Origin of the sequence: Pseudanabaena minima str. Chao 2107, assembly GCF_051131155.1 — a bacterium.
GTDB classification, from domain to species: Bacteria; Cyanobacteriota; Cyanobacteriia; order Pseudanabaenales; family Pseudanabaenaceae; genus Pseudanabaena; species Pseudanabaena minima.
In genome coordinates this window covers 5,141,060-5,157,738 of sequence record NZ_CP159508.1, presented here as the reverse complement: position 1 = coordinate 5,157,738, position 16,679 = coordinate 5,141,060, and the positions used below count along the sequence as shown (strand labels likewise).

The 16,679-nt window shown below is 43.4% G+C and carries 8 protein-coding genes; all 8 read right to left on the bottom strand.

Going from position 1 to position 16,679, the window contains the following annotated elements:
* Positions 1-139: 139 nt before the first annotated feature.
* The gene (locus ABM313_RS23195; protein WP_434688579.1) at positions 140-1,249 is read right to left on the bottom strand and encodes a sensor histidine kinase; all 1,110 of its coding nucleotides are present in this window, start codon (positions 1,247-1,249) and stop codon (positions 140-142) included.
* Positions 1,250-1,339: 90 nt separating this feature from the next.
* Positions 1,340-1,516 carry a hypothetical protein gene (locus ABM313_RS23190; protein WP_434685494.1) on the bottom strand — a complete coding sequence of 59 codons (177 nt, stop codon included), beginning with the start codon at positions 1,514-1,516 and terminating at the stop codon, positions 1,340-1,342.
* An 89-nt stretch (positions 1,517-1,605) separates the two neighbouring features.
* Positions 1,606-3,480: an ATP-binding protein gene (locus ABM313_RS23185; protein WP_434685492.1), complete on the bottom strand. Its 1,875-nt coding sequence runs from the start codon at positions 3,478-3,480 to the stop codon at positions 1,606-1,608.
* A gap of 17 nt (positions 3,481-3,497) precedes the next feature.
* The gene (locus tag ABM313_RS23180) at positions 3,498-4,997 is read right to left on the bottom strand and encodes an extracellular solute-binding protein (RefSeq protein ID WP_434685490.1); all 1,500 of its coding nucleotides are present in this window, start codon (positions 4,995-4,997) and stop codon (positions 3,498-3,500) included.
* 260 nt (positions 4,998-5,257) lie between these two features.
* Positions 5,258-6,847: an IS5 family transposase gene (locus tag ABM313_RS23175; protein ID WP_434683668.1), complete on the bottom strand. Its 1,590-nt coding sequence runs from the start codon at positions 6,845-6,847 to the stop codon at positions 5,258-5,260.
* Between the two features lie 197 nt (positions 6,848-7,044).
* Positions 7,045-9,252 carry an ATP-binding protein gene (locus tag ABM313_RS23170; RefSeq protein ID WP_434685488.1) on the bottom strand — a complete coding sequence of 736 codons (2,208 nt, stop codon included), beginning with the start codon at positions 9,250-9,252 and terminating at the stop codon, positions 7,045-7,047.
* Between the two features lie 2 nt (positions 9,253-9,254).
* Positions 9,255-10,679 carry an ABC transporter substrate-binding protein gene (locus ABM313_RS23165; protein ID WP_434685486.1) on the bottom strand — a complete coding sequence of 475 codons (1,425 nt, stop codon included), beginning with the start codon at positions 10,677-10,679 and terminating at the stop codon, positions 9,255-9,257.
* Positions 10,669-16,671 (bottom strand): trifunctional serine/threonine-protein kinase/ATP-binding protein/sensor histidine kinase, encoded by a 6,003-nt coding sequence (locus ABM313_RS23160; protein WP_434688577.1) that lies wholly within the window; start codon positions 16,669-16,671, stop codon positions 10,669-10,671. The genes ABM313_RS23165 and ABM313_RS23160 overlap by 11 nt, the downstream gene beginning before the upstream one ends.
* Between the last annotated feature and the right edge of the window lie 8 nt (positions 16,672-16,679).

The window sequence follows — 16,679 nt, the reverse complement described above, 5'->3', positions numbered from 1 at the left end:
TTTATCTATCACCAAAGTCAAAATTGGCAAAATTTATTCTTGGCATATTCGCAAAAATATCTGTATTAACTGATCTTAACATTGCTTTCAAAACTTTTGGATTTAGGATGGAGCGCTCAGAATTGCAATTGATAGTGAGTCAATTCCTAAATGGTATGCCCACAGTAAAACAACTACCCTGACCAAGCTCACTACTCAAATCAACATAACCATTGTGGAGTTCGACGATTTGCTTTACTATTGCAAGCCCTATTCCTATGCCTTCGTAATTACGGTTAAGCCCACTGTCAATCTGTATAAACGGTTGAAATAGCCTGTTTTGATCGCTAGGTGCAATGCCAAGCCCAGTATCAGTAATTACAAAATAAATCCAAGAGTTAATATTCGATATTTCCTGATTATTAGCTATTTGTTCTAACGCATCTGATGTCTTATTCACGTTAGAAGAGGTTACAAGCTTACTCGGTGGCAGATCTATCTTTACATCCAAACTGACATTGCCACCAGTGGGGGTGAATTTAATTGCATTATTAAGTAAGTTGATTAATACTTGTCTCATCCGCAGCGGATCGGCTTCAAAGAATTCTATGTCTGGGGATATGTTTATCGTAATTTGAATTTTCTTTGCGAGAGCCTGTTCTTTCACAAAGTCTAGACTGGAATTACATAAATCTGCGATCGCTACCGATTCGATATCCAGTTTCACTAAATCTGTTGTAAGTTTTGAGAAATATAGAATGTCATTAATCAATTTCAGAAGATGTTTACCACTACTTTCAATGATGGAGATCGCCTCCTTTTGACGAGGGTTGATCTGACCATAAATTTCTTCAAGCAAACATTCTGACACGCCTAAAATCGAGTTGAATGGTGTCCGTAATTCATGACTCATCATGGCAAGAAACTCATCTTTTAATTTAGAAACGCTCTTGAGTTCCACATAAGCTCTCTCAAGATTTGCATTTAGCTCGATTAGTTCTAGATTAGTTTGCTCAAGGGCTAACTGATGTTTGGCAAGTTGTTTCTCTTGTTCAAATCTCCGCAAAGCCTCTACTACTGTTAACCTCAAATCTGTTTCGTTCCAAGGTTTAGATATAAAACGATAGAGATTTCCGCGATTGACGACATTGCCAATATCTTCAACATTGGCTTGTCCTGTTAGCATCACCTTTAGGATCTCAGGATGACGATTATGGAGTTCGATCAAAAACTCATCTCCTTTCATCTTCGGCATGATTTGGTCGGCAATTACTATAGCAGTCCTATATCATTTGTGGATTTTTTTTGTTTGTGGAAGGACACCCCGAAGGGGTGTCCTTCCACAAACCATTTAGGATTGCTATAGAGCAACATCCCCCCCGTTAGATAATATCTCCTCAATAACTTCTAGTGCTTCATCTCCACTTTCGGCAATTTCAATCTTGCAATCTAAGAAAAAATGCATTAACTGATTTCTCAGCATCAGCAGAATATTGCGTTCATCATCAACACAAATAATAGTCAGTTTATTCGTCATCAGTTTCTACGGTTAGAATGGATATTACTCGGAACTTAAAATCCGTTAGTTCTTTAATTTAGATTTACATTGGGCTTAATTCCAGATCGCTAGTTTGTATATTCAGATAAAGGAATAATAACCGAAAATGTGACCCCTCCGCATTGATTTCTAACATAAATACTACCACCATGTTTCTGCACGATTTGGTGCACAATATCTAAACCCAGTCCACTGCCTTCACCTCTCGGTTTAGTCGTAAAAAATGGCTCAAATAGTCGAGGCATGACTTCTTCGGGAATTGCAGCGCCCGAATTTGTAATTTCCACGACCACTTGTCCTGCTTGCGTGGCGATCGCTATTTCTAGAGTCCCCGTTTTACCGATCGCATAAATAGCATTGTCAATTAAATTAACCCACACCTGCGTAAGCGCATCTGGGTCACAGAGAAGATCAGGGACTGGCTCATATTTACGAATCACCTCTATTCCTTGCTTCAAGCAATTTTGATATAGCGTTAAGGCAATTTCGATGCCATCGCTAATTTGGATCAGGCTTTTCTCCCCAGCTTCACTGCTGCGATGGCTATAGGTTTTGAGTGCAAAAACAATCTTTGCGGCGCGATCAACTTCCTGTTGAATGCTAATGGCATTCTGACTTTGTTGCACTAGCTTATAAGCGACTTGCAAAATTTCATCGCAATCAGGAGCTTCAAAAAGGGGCTGATAGGATTCTAGAGAAGTTTCTATCCGCAGGAGGGTAAGTTGAATAGCGATCTCTTGGAACTCAACCAGCCCCAAAGCATCCAGTTCTGTTTGCAATCGTCGCCGTAGTTGTCGTTCTTCTTTGGTTGACAGAGACCGCTGTTGCTGAAGTGAAGTATTTACCAAAGCGATAAAAGCAGCTTGTTGTGTAGGATTTAGGCGCTGCATCAACACTGGCAATTGGGGCAGTAAAATATTCAAAGCAGTGATAATATTGCCTGTGGCACTACGAATCACTCCTAAAGGTGTGTTGACTTCATGGGCTACGCTAGCCGTGAGCTGTCCTAGCGCTGCCATTTTTTCTGATTGAATTAATTCGGCTTGGGTCGTTTGAAGGTGAACTAAAGTCTGAGAGAGTTCCTGAGTGCGTTCTTCCACTTTCTGCTCTAGGGTTTGGGAATATTCTCCCAACTTGAGAAATGAGCTTTCCAGTTGTTGCGCCATATCATTAAAAGACTTGGCTAGCTCTCCCAATTCATCATCACTCTCAGTTGATAAAGATTGATGCCATTCTCCATTGGCAATCTTCTTAGCAGCTTCATTTAAGCGCAGAGTCCGGTTGACAATTAGCCATTGCGCCAACCAACGCACGATGATGATCGTTGAGGCTAAAATGCTCAAGAAAATCACTAAGGCGATCGCTCTGCCAAGGTTTTTAGTTTGAACGATAGAACTGGCATCTAATTCGATAGCTAAAATTCCCTCTAAGCGCCCAAATTGATCTTTGATAGGTGCATACCCGTACAACACAGGTTTATCATCTCCATTCTTTAACAAATACTTCTCAACTTTGGGTTGAGATAGGGTTGCACCTTCTTTTAAAAGGATTGGCGTTAATTCTTTTAGACTCTCTCCTACCAATACTGATTGTTTAGAGTTGGGATCGTAATTTAACACAATGTTGAATTGACCATTACCTTGAGGACGCAGAGTATAAATGCGTTCGACCCCTTTAGTAGTAGCTTGAACCGTTTGGATGTGTTTGAGATTAATCGTATAGTAAGGTTTATCTTTATCCTTGGAGGTTAAGGTGAGTGAATGATAGTCACTGTCAATTAGCGGTACTGTCAAACTCAGCAAATCTAATAGGCGATCGTGCATTGCTTGCTGATGGGCTGTCCGAAATTGCCAGTAAAGAGTGGTAGTAAGTGCCCCCGCCATCAAGGCTATTAATCCTGAGTAAGCCACAACAACTTTGGTACTGAGATTCCAACGCAACATCGCTATTCTCCCTGTGATTATTCAGCTCCTAAACTGGATCGGTAAGCTTTTAGTTGAGACTCTCGACCGACGCGATCTGTTGTTTTCTCCCACTCTTGCTCAATTTGTTGAATTGCTTCCTGACGAGTTATTTTCCCTGCAAGAAATTTTGTTAGAGCCTTATCCAAAATTTCTCGCTGGTAAAGAGCATTTTCAGGAACTCGCAGATCTAGTACCATGTTTGGATTTTTTAAACTCACTGAAATCCCACCCAAGTATTTGCTCACAGCCGCCTCTTGCATACCCACCTTTAACCAATTTTCACGGTTCATAAACTGTGAGATGCGGTATGGATTAAAGCCTGTAATCCCAATCGTGACATCAACATTTGCTTGTGCAGGTTGACTAATGTAGGAAATCAACGCATATCCAGCTTCTTTAACGGCGGGTTTGGCAGCAGCATTAATCCCTCCAACCCATCCGCCGACCGCCCCATAGGGAGCATGGTTCACGCCATCAATGGCATAGGGACAAAGAAATTTGTCACAGGCTGCTAATTTACCCGTTTTGCGATCGAGAACTTGTTGGCTACCTGGCAATACTAATGCACCGAATTTATCAGGGATTTTCGAGATGGCTGGGTCGATCGCCAACGTCCCCGTATCCCCCCAATCTAGGGTCAGCGCACAGCGCCCATCCATAAACAGCTTTCTTGCGCCATCAAGATTCAAAGTTAATTCGTCTAGAGGTGCATATTGAGTCGTTTCTTTATAAATATCAAGCGCTTTTGCAAAGGCTTCGTTATTCACTAATGGCTTCATCGTTTCACGATCAAAAAATCCGCCCTGTTGAGTTCCTTGAGTTTGGAGAAAAGAACTAGCGACAGACCAAAAAAGTTGATGGTTGACGTGTTTTGGTTGTTTAGCCATGCAGGAACCATAGTCTGGTTGCCCATCGGCGTTAAGGTCTTTCCCATGAAATTTTTTGGCAACAGCTACATAATCATCCCAAGTTCTTGGGGGGGTTACTCCTGCTTTTTCTAATAAATCCGTGCGATAGTAAACCATGTGAAAGTCTCCATCCACTGGAATAGCATAGATTTGTCCCTGATAGGTAGCGGTAAAATCTCGAAAAAAGGGTGCTATATCATCCCATTGCAGTTGGCGATCGGCTTTTACAAGGGGAGTTAAATTTTCTAGGTATCCTGGTACGACAAAGTCAGCCATCCATTGAGGTGAGAAAACTACGACATCGTACTGATTAGTTTTGTTAGCAAACTCTCGCTGCATGGATGAAAAGACATCTTTAAGTGGAAGCTTTACCATATTGACTTTAGCACCCGTCAATTTTTCAAATTCCGTTGCTCGGCGCTCGACTCCTACGCCAATTGGTTTGTCAAAGGTAGCAACTGTGATCGTAATCCCGTCAAATCTTTGCTGTTTTGCTAGAGTTTCTATTTGATTTTCAGCTTGAGTTGTTTTAGAAGTTGGATTATTTGAATTACAACCAACTCCATTGAATAGTAAAAAGCTAGTCACAAGCGAGATAAAGATTCTGCGGTAATTAGCATTGTTGCTAGCAAACATTTTTATAAGCCTATATGGTGATTTGATTCCAGAAGTGTTGCAAGATAGCTTCAAGTTCTCAAAAAGATATACGAAGGTTAAATTCTCACTCTAAAAACAGGGCTTACATCCTGTGGAGGCTTTGAGTAGTACAGAAATATTTTTGAAAGCGTTGCTTCGCAACGCTTTCAAAAATATTTCTGGGTTTTAAGTAGGGCTTGCTGAAAAAGAGACTAAGGGAAAAGTAGTGGGCAAAGAGGAAGGGGATAATACTTTGAGTGTCTACAAGGAAATTGCCAAGAAAAAGAATTAAAGTTAAAAAGGGGTTTCCAAGAAGGAAGAACAAAGAGTTGCCAGCAAAAGATAAACCAAGACAAACCGAAAAAAGCAAGCTGCTTGAGCAGCGCTTCCAAATTCATCACCAAGAAAGTGATAGCGATCGCCGTTTCCGATGTATTTGCCAACTTGGACATGACGCGATTTAGACTGAACCGTCGTTTAGCCAGTCCAAACTTACCTTCAATTTGATTGCGAACCTTAGCATCTTCGAGAGTCTGCTTGCGAATAGCCGCCAACTCATCGGGTACAGGTCTGCCCAAAGGCGGAGCCGTAATCCGAATACCGAGATTTCGACAATAGGCGCGATTGCTGCGAGTGCGGTAAATCTGGTCAACGTAAACCGCTTCAGGATAATGTCCAAAGCGAGATTTAAACAATGCTACTTGTTGCTGCAAATCCCCCGATTCATTGAAGTTATCCCAACTGAGATGGTCGAGAAAGGCATGACCATCGACACAACTAACTGAGAGTTTAGCGCCAAACTCCACAGGTGTTCCTGCCTTACCTCTGACAATCGGACGTACATGAGGTTGCGTAATACTGACGATGCGGTCATCTATGCGATGACCACCTTGCTCGTACATCCATTGTTGTTGCCGATATACTTCACTGACGACTAGCAAGTTCCGATAGAGACTCCTCTTCAATTCCGATAGCTTTGCCCCTGCGGCAATTAGAGTGTCAATATGGGCAAGATTGCGACGCACATATCCCAACTGTTGGCGCAATGCTTTGCGAATCCTTTTACGATTGGGTTGGCGTTGTTTGGCAATTTGGAGATACGCTGTCCTTGCTTCACGGCGATAGGTGCGTGGTTTCTTCGCTAATTGTTCTTTCACTTGTTGGTAAAGAGCATCAATCACTATTTCCGTTTGTTCTCTTGCTTCGTTCAACAGTTTGATGTCAGTGGGATAACGGATGTCGGATGGCGCGACTGTTGCATCTAGCAGCAATTTTCCTTGGTTTGCTGGTTCTGGTTCTTTCTGTTCCTTTTCTATATTCTGCTCTTCTAACTTCTCTTCTATCTCTTCTCTTTCTTCTTTCTTGTACTGCTTTGCTTCCTTCTCTTTTTGTCCCGACTCTTTAGGAGGCTTCACAATCCGTTCGTTGATTCTGCCCACGATCTCTAGATTCAATCGCTTGCGGAAATGTACCATCATGCTTGCTTCAAATGGGGCGTTGTCGCTGTACTCTGATAAGCCTAGGAAGTATTGTAAATATGGATTCTCACGAATTTGTTCTACTGTCTCTTCGTCACTTGTTCCTAGCTTCTCTTTGATGATCAGCGCCCCAAGTGCTATCCGAAATGGTTTTGCTGGTGCTCCTTGTCCTTCGCTAAATTGTTCTGCATATTCATTCTCAAATTCTTCCCACGGCACTAGTTCTGCTAATCTTACCCATCGATTTTCTCCTGATAGTTTGCCGCCAAATGGTAAGTAGAAGTTCTCGAATGATAGCTGTCCTGTGGGGGATTGTCGGTACATGCAATTTTATTGGTGCAAGGGTTTTTCTAGCTTTTCTTGCTTTTTCTTGCATTTTATCTGTTTTCGTTCTCCTTAGAAACCTTTGCTTGTATGCTTTTCTTGCTTTTTCAGTAAGCCCTAAGTAAGCGCAAAACGCTGTACTCACTACGGAAGTAAGAAATAATTATATATCAAGGCTTACTTTGAAAGACAGAGATTCAGATGTCAAGGACGAAGTCAAAAGGTAAATTTATACTGAATTTAGTCTTTCCTATTTGGCTACTTACTTGAATATCACCGCCATGTTTCTGCACGATTTGACGCACAATATCTAAGCCCAGTCCACTCCCTTCTCCTCTCGGCTTGGTTGTAAAAAATGGTTCAAATAGTCTCGGTATTATTTCATCGGGAATTGCCTCACCTGAATTAGTAATTTCAACCACTATTTGCCCTGCTTGTGAGGCGATCGCTATTTCTAGAGTTCCCGCTTTACCAATCGCATAAACAGCATTGTCAATTAAATTAACCCACACCTGTGTAAGCGCATCTGGATTACATAGAAGATCGGGGACTGGCTCATATTTGCGAATCACCTCTATCCCTTGCTTCAAGCGGCTTTGGTATAGCGTTAAGGCGATTTCGATGCCATCGCTAATTTGAATCAGACTTTTCTCTTCAGCGTCACTACTACGATGGCTATAGGTTTTGAGTGCAAAAACAATCTTTGCGGCGCGATCAACTTCTTCTTGAATGCTAATGGCATTCTGGCTTTGTTGCACTAGCTTATAAGCGACTTGTAAAATTTCATCGCAATCAGGTGCTTCTAGAAGGGGCTGATAGACTTCTAGACATGATTCTATCCGTAGGAGGGTGAATTGGTCGGCAATCTCTTGGGCTTTGGCAATCCCCATCGCATCCAGTTCTGTTTGCAATCGTCGCCGCAGTTGTCTTTCTTCTTTAGTTGACAGAGACTGCTGTTGCTGAAGTGAGGTATTTACCAAAGCTATAAAAGCTGCTTGTTGTGTAGGATTTAGGCGCTGCATCAACACTGGCAATTGGGGCAGTAAAATGTTCAATGTAGCGATAATATTGCCTGTGGCACTGCGAATCACTCCTAAAGGTGTGTTGACTTCATGGGCTACGCTAGCCGTAAGTTGTCCTAGCGCTGCCATTTTTTCTGATTGAATTAATTCGGCTTGGGTCGTTTGAAGGTGAACTAAAGTCTGAGAGAGTTCCTGAGTGCGTTCTTCCACTTTCTGCTCTAGGGTTTGGGAATATTCTCCCAATTTCTGGAATGAGCTTTCTAGTTGTTTTGCCATTTTGTTAAAGGTTTGGGCAAGAACTCCCACCTCATCCTCAGTCATGATTGGTGCAGTTTGGTTTAGATCTCCCTCAGCCAAACGTGCGGCAGTAGCATTAATTGCTAAAATCGGGCGGGTAATTTGGCGGGAAAACAGATAAATGGCGATGAGAAGTATGCCAGAAGATAGAAAGCCCAATATCAGAATATTAATTGCTAAGCGATCGGCTGGTGCAAAGGCTTTATCTTGGTTGATTTCGGCAATCAATGCTAAGTTTTGGGAAGGCAACCACCAATAAACGCCGACTACAGGAATTCCTGCATAGTTGTTATATAAGCCAAACCCACTCTGTTGCTTGATCGCTTGCTCGATACCATCGCTATTCACCGCTTTTTTTCGTGACGGATCGTTAGGTTCCACTTGATTGCCAGCCACAAAAATGGTTTTAGTACCAGCTTTACCAATTAGATAGGTTTCGCCTGTCTCCCCCAAACCTGTATTATCGCGAATCAATGTGTCAATGTAATCTAGATTAAAGTCAGCAGTCACGGCTCCCATTTTAACATTATTTTCATCTAAAAGTGATGTAGTGACAGTTATGGAAACCTTGTTGGTGCGTGGTGAAATATAAAAATTAGGGACAACAGTATCAATGCGATCGCTTGTAAAGTAGGTAGCGGGATCGCCCAAGGGTAAATAGGTTCCTTCAAGTTTAGAATCGGTGGAAGAGAAGATCACAAAACCACTATTTCGAGTAACACGAATACTGCCTAAGTTTGGCTTCACAAGACTAATGCGCCCAATATTTTTTTTGAGATTAGCGTAAGCTTTCTGATAAGCAGGTTGACTGGGATCGGAAGCCAACATTTGACCTAGTAACTCTTGAACTTCTACATCTTGGCTGACCACCAGAATGTCTTGCAACTGATTTTCTACCCACTTTTGGAGTTGCAAGGATTTTAGTTGTGTTGCTACAGTGAGGCGGTTGACGACTTCCGTTGATAGAGAACTACGGGCGTGAAAATAAGAACCAATAGCCACTACGCTCACGGTAATGACTGATAAGCCTGAGAAATAGCTAACTAGTTGTCTGAGTAAACTGCGCCGCAACCATCCTTTCATCATATTCAAACTTTTTTCTCTGCTAACTGTAAGATGTCTTGAATTTTGGTAATTGCCCAATCTGCCGATTCCACTACCGAGGCTTTGTCTTGAATCACCTTGAGAACTGTTTTTGCCCAAAGTTGTTGATTTTGCACCTCGCTAAAAGCTGAATGCATCACCTCATAAGGAACATAGCTAGGACGGGCATATATTTTCAGAGCTGATGAAAGGTGTGGATCGTTCTGCTCATTCCAAAAGGGATCTTTTAATAGCTCAGGCATCACGGGAAAAACTCTCCCCTTAAAACCTTTGAGTAAAGACATCAAGTTATCTGGACGAACCAGATAACTCAAAAACTCCTTGGCAAGCTCTGGATTCTTACTATTTTTAGGTGCGATCGCTTGCTTCGTTCCCTTGCGCGTTAGCAATTCACCACCATCGACTTTTAGAGGGCGATCGATCGTCTCGATCTGACGATATCTAGCGATCGCATCGCGATCATATTGAGGATGCGTTAACTTTTGAGTAAGGGGAATCGACATCGTCAGATTTTGAGTCATCAAAATCTCACTATTTAGGAAGCTGTTATTATTTCCTGCTCCTGTCCATCGCGCTGATTGAGGTGGCGTATATCCCTGCAAATAAAAGCTGGTAAATTCTTGCAGCGCAGTTATAAACTGCTGGCGATTTTCTGGTTTTTTTAAAAGAAATTCTCCCGACTCATTCACCACATTAACGTTGTGAGCATCCATAAACATCTTCAGGGATGTATAGGTATCAAAACCGATCGCTGACATACATAATCCCACTCCATAAATCTGCGATCGCCCCTTTGCTCGCAACTGCTTTTGAGCCATCTGCCAAAATTGCCAAAACTGATTCCATTCTCGCGGAATATCCTGTTGGGTCAAGGCAATCTCCTCAAGCATACTTTCCCAATAGTGAAGGTAATCATCGGATTGCCACAATGGGAGCGCGTAGTAGCTGCGTTCTTTACGAACTTGATTGTGATAGAAAACATGGGAGAGAGCAATACTTGTATATTTCTTCTGAATGGGGGCGATTAAATCCGTAAGATCGACTAACTGATCTTGCCAAGCAAATTTGGGAGCGAGGCTAGCATCTACACCCACGGAGTAGACGATATCGGGGATTTGGTTAGATTCTGATTGATCGATAAAATTTGTTAACTGTTGATCGATCAGAGCGACGGGCAGTAATTTCAAATCAACAACTTTTCCCGACTTTTGTTCCCATCTGCGAATGAGCTGATTAATTTGTTCATTTTCTTCTGGTAGAAAGCCTTGTTCCCACCAAATTAATAGATCGGCATTACTTGATGCCTTTCCAATACTGGTATTAGTCAGATATTTTGACTGGTTACAGCTTGCCAGTCCTAAGCCCAAAGCGCCCAGAGACATTTGGTTAAACCTTCGTCTATTCAACATCTGCTTCTCCCATAAACCTTAGCAAAGGCAAGATTACTATAAAAGTAGTTTGACCCGATTGACTACTTACGCGAATCTCTCCTTCATGTTTCTGCACGATTTGACGCACAATATCTAAGCCCAGTCCACTGCCTTCTCCTCTCGGCTTGGTTGTAAAAAATGGCTCAAATAGTCGAGGCATGATTTCTTCGGGAATAGCCTCACCTGAATTAGTAATTTCAACCACTATTTGCCCTGCTTGTGAGGCGATCGCTATTTCTAAAGTCCCCGTTTTACCGATCGCATAGATGGCATTGTCAATTAAATTGACCCACACCTGTGTAAGTGCATCGGGATCACAAATAAGATCGGGGACTGGCTCATACTTGCGAATCACCTCTATTCCTTGTTTGAGGCGACTTTGGTAGAGCGTCAGAGCAACCTCTATGCCATCGCTAATTTGAGTTAGACTCTTCTCACCAGATTCACTACGATGACTATAGGTTTTGAGCGCAAAGACGATTTTGGCGGCGCGATCGACTTCCTGCTGAATGTTGTTGGTAAATTGATATTGCAATACTATGTTGTACGCAATCTCCAAGATGTCAGCGCTGTTGTCTACTTGCAGGATGGCTGCATAGAATGGCAGGTCGTCAACCGTCTGCATTAAGGTAAGCTGCATGGCTATATTTTCAGAGTTGTCAATCCCTTGAGATTCTAAAAAAGCTTCAATCTGGCGGCGGAGTTTGCGTTCCTCTTTAGTTGAGAGAATCTGCTGATTTTGGAGGGATGTATTTACTAATTTGAGAAATGCAGCTTGCTGTTGGGGTGAAAGGCTTTGGAACAACTCTGGAAACCTTTGTAGAGAATTCCGAAAGGCTGAGACAATACCACTAGCTGCGGCGCGGATTACTCCTAATGGGGTATTAAGTTCATGGGCTATACTGGCGGTGAGTTGTCCTAGGGCTGCCATTTTTTCCGATTGGATTAATTCGGCTTGGGCAGTTTGGAGGTCAGCTAAAGTCTGAGAGAGTTCCTGAGTGCGTTCTTCCACCTTCTGCTCTAGGGTTTGGGAATATTCTTCCAGTAGTCGCGCTTGATGGTGGAGTTGCGCTTCTGCGGTCTTGCGATCGCTGATATCTCGGAAGTTCCAGATGCGACCGCAATACTCTCCCGATGGCAATATTACTGCGGTGGAAGCCCGTTCCAAAATTCGTCCATCCTTTAAGTTAATCTCATCAAAGCTAGCTTCCTGCGGATGCTCGTAGAGATATTCCACCTTTTTTAAGAACTCCTCAGGCTGAGCTAAATGTTCCAAAACAAATCCTAAAAGTTGGTAATCATCATTGGTGTCAAGAATCTGCTGAGGAATGCGACATATTTCGACAAATCCATGATTGTAGGCACTAATTCGTCGATTCTTATCAATTACTAAAATGCCATCGGGAGAAGCTTCCCTCTGAGCTTCCAAAAATGCGTTACTCTGCTGAAGTTCGAGCTTAGATTGCTGGCTTTCGTAGAGGATGCGCGAGTTTTCAAGGGAGATCGCGGCTTGGGTGCTGAGATGGTTGAGAACGGCGATGCGATCGCTAGTGAATGCACCTACGGTCAAATTATTCTCTAAATATAAAACGCCCAGCAACTTTCCCTGTTTCAAAATAGGCGTGCATAGAATACTTTTGGGTTGGTGCTGGATGATATAGCGATCGCTGGCAAACTGCGTATTTTCCCTCGCATCGGCTAAGACTAGAGGCTCTAAACTACGTTTAACCCAATTGACTAAACTCCTTGCCACATCTTGGCTTAACTCCAGAGATACTGGTGCAGATAGGATTTGCGGTTGCTGTCCAGATGTACCGAGGGCAGCGATCTGTAGTTCCTCTTCAACTTGTAACAGTAAGACGCATTTCTCCGCACCCGCATTGACGATCGCGATATTCAGGAGCGTTCCCAAGAGCTTATCAAGTTCAATTTCACTAGAAATCGATTGAGAAGCTTTAAGGATTGTGGCTAAATCGAGGGTAGCTAAAACTGCACTAGTAGTAGGGTTAGAAGACTTTGCCAAAAAGTCAGGGGCAGGAGCATTTTGCGAAACCGAAGCTAGTAATTGGGGATATCGGGTCGCTAAATCGTTAACTTTAACAGGTGCGCCCCATCGGATGTAGCCATAATAAGCCTCAACCATATAGACTTGAGCGATTTTTTCTCTACCTAGTTCGAGATAAAACTTGGCAGCAAGTTCATTCGCTAGCGCTTCTTCTTGGGTGTAGTCGTTCTCTTTAGCACCAGCGATCGCGCGATCGTAAAGATCTCCCGCTTGGCTAGACTTGCCTAAAACGCGCAGTTTTTCCGCTTCTACTAAAAGCAGCTTGTGTTGATAATTCATGGGAGCCGATCTTGCTAACTTGGTCAGCAGTTTGATATCGGTCTTGACCTTGGTGAGAGCTTCTCTCTGTTCGGCTTTTCCTAGATTGGGATAAAGCGCTAACCTGACCAAGGCATCATAAAAATAGAGTAGGGTTTTGACAAAGGTTCCATCAATTGATTCTAGCAGCGTCTCAATTATGGCGATCTGTTCCAATGCTAGCTTAGGTCGATCAAACAAGAAAGCTAGATGGAGTTTGCGAAAACTGGTATGCACCCGTAGTTGGCGATCGCTTGAGGCGATCGCAGTTTCATCAAAGAACTGACCCACGAGTTGGCAAACATCCTCAGTTTCGCTGATGAGATTTTCTAAGCCCTGACAGTTGAGCGCGAACATATCCGTCATGGAGCGTTGCTTGAGCTTTTGCAAAGCCGCACGACTAGCGATCGCATCCCGTTGCAAGTCCATGAGATTCTGACCTGTCCAAAAGGCTTGGGTAAAATAGACACAGAGGCTATAGGCAGCATATTCAATATCCCCAACTTCCAAACCCACTTGATAGGCTTCCAATAATATTGGTGACAAGTCGCGAAGGGGTTCCTTGCGATAGGCTATAAATCTCTGCCAGAGAAATAGGGTCGGAGCTAAAGCTGCTTTTGAGTAGGTCTGATGGCAGAGAGCGATCGCGGCTTTACCAATGGCATAGCCTTGATCGATGCGTCCCAGACGCTCACAGAGCAAATAACCATAGATCGTATAAGCCATCGAAGATTTGGGAATATTGCCATAACGCAGATAGAGCGACAGTCCAATAAACGTCATAAATGGCAGAATCTCTGGCATTCCACTTGCGGAAGCTGCACCCATCGCATTTAGGATGTTACAGGCTGTTAATTTGTAAGGATCGGACATTGCAGGCAATTTGAGCAAATCCTGTGGTGACTTGCCAGCCATGCCATAGAGCGTTGCCAAGAATCCTAGAATGGTTCGCGGTTTGGATGGATTTTTGGGAAAGCTCACTCCAAAAATGGATAGAATCTTCCGCGCATAATCCACCGCCGCCCTTGCTTGATTTTGGGCTACTAACGCCAGAATCTGAGTTTCGTAGAATTTCGCCCGATCTAGGTGATTCCTCGCATTTTGCAAGCCGATCGCCATTATTGTTGCCATGCGATCGTAATTATGGGCAAGATAGGCAACTTCGGCGGTGAGTTGATGCAGTCCGAGACTCAGCGCATACTGGTTTTGCCAAGATTGCGACGATAAAAGCTGTAAACCCGTATCGAGATAACTCATCGCCGCTTCGTAGGCAGTGGCACTCCTTGCCTTTGCTCCTGCCCGCCAGTTGAGATAAGCCAGTTCTTCGCGCTCGCCTGAGTCACTAATCAGAGATATGCCCCGATTAAGTTGATTCACTATCTGGAATTGTGGCAGTTGGCGATCGCTGTGGGGTGTACGCGCCAAAAGCAATCGACCGATATTCAGGTGAACGACTTCTTTTTGAGAGTCTGGGATTAGAGAATAGGCTGCTTGCTGGACGCGATCGTGCAGAAATCGATAGGAGCAGGAACTAGAGTCATCCATTGGGAATCCAGAAGAATTTTCTTGAACGACTTCAGAATCCATTTGAAAGAATTTGTAGATTTGATTGAGAGGAACGATTAACCCTTCGGCTAGTGCTTTCCATAATGTCGTAGCAGTCTCTATTGGCGATCGCTCCGACACAATTGCTAAGGTCTGCAAATCGAACTGTGAACCAATACAGGCAGCTAGCTTGAGCATGGTTTGCGTATTTTGCGGAAGCTTCTGTAACTGTTGCGCCATAAAGGCGACAACATCATCGGTTAAGCTTTGAAGCCTGATCTGACTGAGATCGCATTGCCATCCACCTTGGCTAATTTCATCAATTACATGGAACTGAATGAAACCTTCTTGATGCAGGGTTTTCAAAAATTGGGTGGTAAAAAAGGGATTGCCTTGGGTTTTGAGATATACCAAATCGGTTAGGGGCTTGGCATAGGCAAGATCGCAACTTAAGGTGTCCGCCACTAATTGATTGATATCGTTTAGGCTGAGAGGTTCCAAGGTGATCGTCTCAATCTTTCCCCCTACCTGTTTCAAGCTATTAACTGTCAGCATCAATGGATGTGCCAAAGATACTTCGTTATCTCGATAGGCTCCCAAAATCAAGAGATGTCCGCCATCCTGCATCAACAATTGCAAAAAGTTTAGAGAAGCCGAATCCGCCCATTGAAGATCGTCTAGGAAGATGGTTAGTGGTTGTGATGTCGTAAACACCTGAATAAACTTCTGAAACAGGTTATTAAAACGGTTCTGGGCGGCGCTAGCGGATAATTCGAGCGCAGCAGGTTGATGTCCAATAATTAGCTCTAGCTCTGGAATTACCTCGATCGCTACTTGACCGTTCTCCCCGACAGCTTCAAGAATTTTGGCTTTCCAATGGGCTAGTTGGCGATCGCTTTCATTTAACAATTGTCCGATCAAATCGCGAAAGGCTTGTACAAATCCTGAAAAGGGAATATTCCGATTAAACTGATCAAATTTACCTTTGATGAAATAGCCCCGTTGTTTGACAATGGGCTTATGAACTTCATTCACCACCGCCGTTTTGCCCACCCCTGAGAATCCCGCCACCAGCATAAGTTCAGCGCTACCTTGAGAGACTCGATCAAAGGCACTCAACAAGATTTTAACTTCTGCTTCTCGTCCATAGAGCTTTTCAGGAATTGTAAAGCGATCGCTTCGATCCCTTGTCGCAATCTCAAAGGATGGAATAGTTTCAGTTGCGTTAAATTGATTGAGCGAGAATTCAAGGTCATACTTTACCCCTAAAGCACTCTGATAGCGATCTTCAGCATTTTTCGCCATTAGCTTAAAGATAATTTGGGCGATCGCTAAAGGAATCTCTGGTTTCAATTCGCAGACCAAGGGCGTAGGCTTGGCTATATGGCAATGCAGCAGTTCTAGAGGATCGTCCGAGGGGAAAGGTAACTCCCCCGAAAATAGCTCAAATAAGGTCACACCCAAGGCATATAAATCTGTACGGTAGTCGATGCCGCGATTCATCCTTCCTGTTTGCTCAGGTGATATATAGGCTAAGGTTCCTTCTAAAAGGTTGGGGCTGACTATCTCGGCGGTTTCTTTGGGCAGTAAAGAGGCAAGGCTAAAGTCGATCAGCTTAATTTGTTTCGATTCAGGATCGTACAGAATATTAGCGGGCTTAATGTCTTTATGGATGACACGCTGTTGGTGCAGAGCGTGCAGAATTTCGGCTAGTTGAATGGCGATCGCTAAACACTCGGCTAGAGTCAAAGAATGTACGGCAATATATTCTGATAGAGCCATACTGCGATCGTCTGGCATGACTAAGACAAAGCCATTGCCATAGGATTCTAAACTCAGGGATGGCACAATCCCCGACAAATTGAGATTTTTGGTAATTGTGTAGTGGTTCCGCAGATGCAGCAGATCTTGCATTGAGGGGCGATCGCTTCTCAATAGTTTCAGTACCACAGGTAAGGTATCTTTTAGCTGAATCCCTCGGTAGACTGAGGTTTTAGCACTGGCATGAAGTTCTTCAGTCAGCAGGTAGCCGTCAATTAAAGGGAAGCGATCGCTAGAGTTCATGTTTTGTG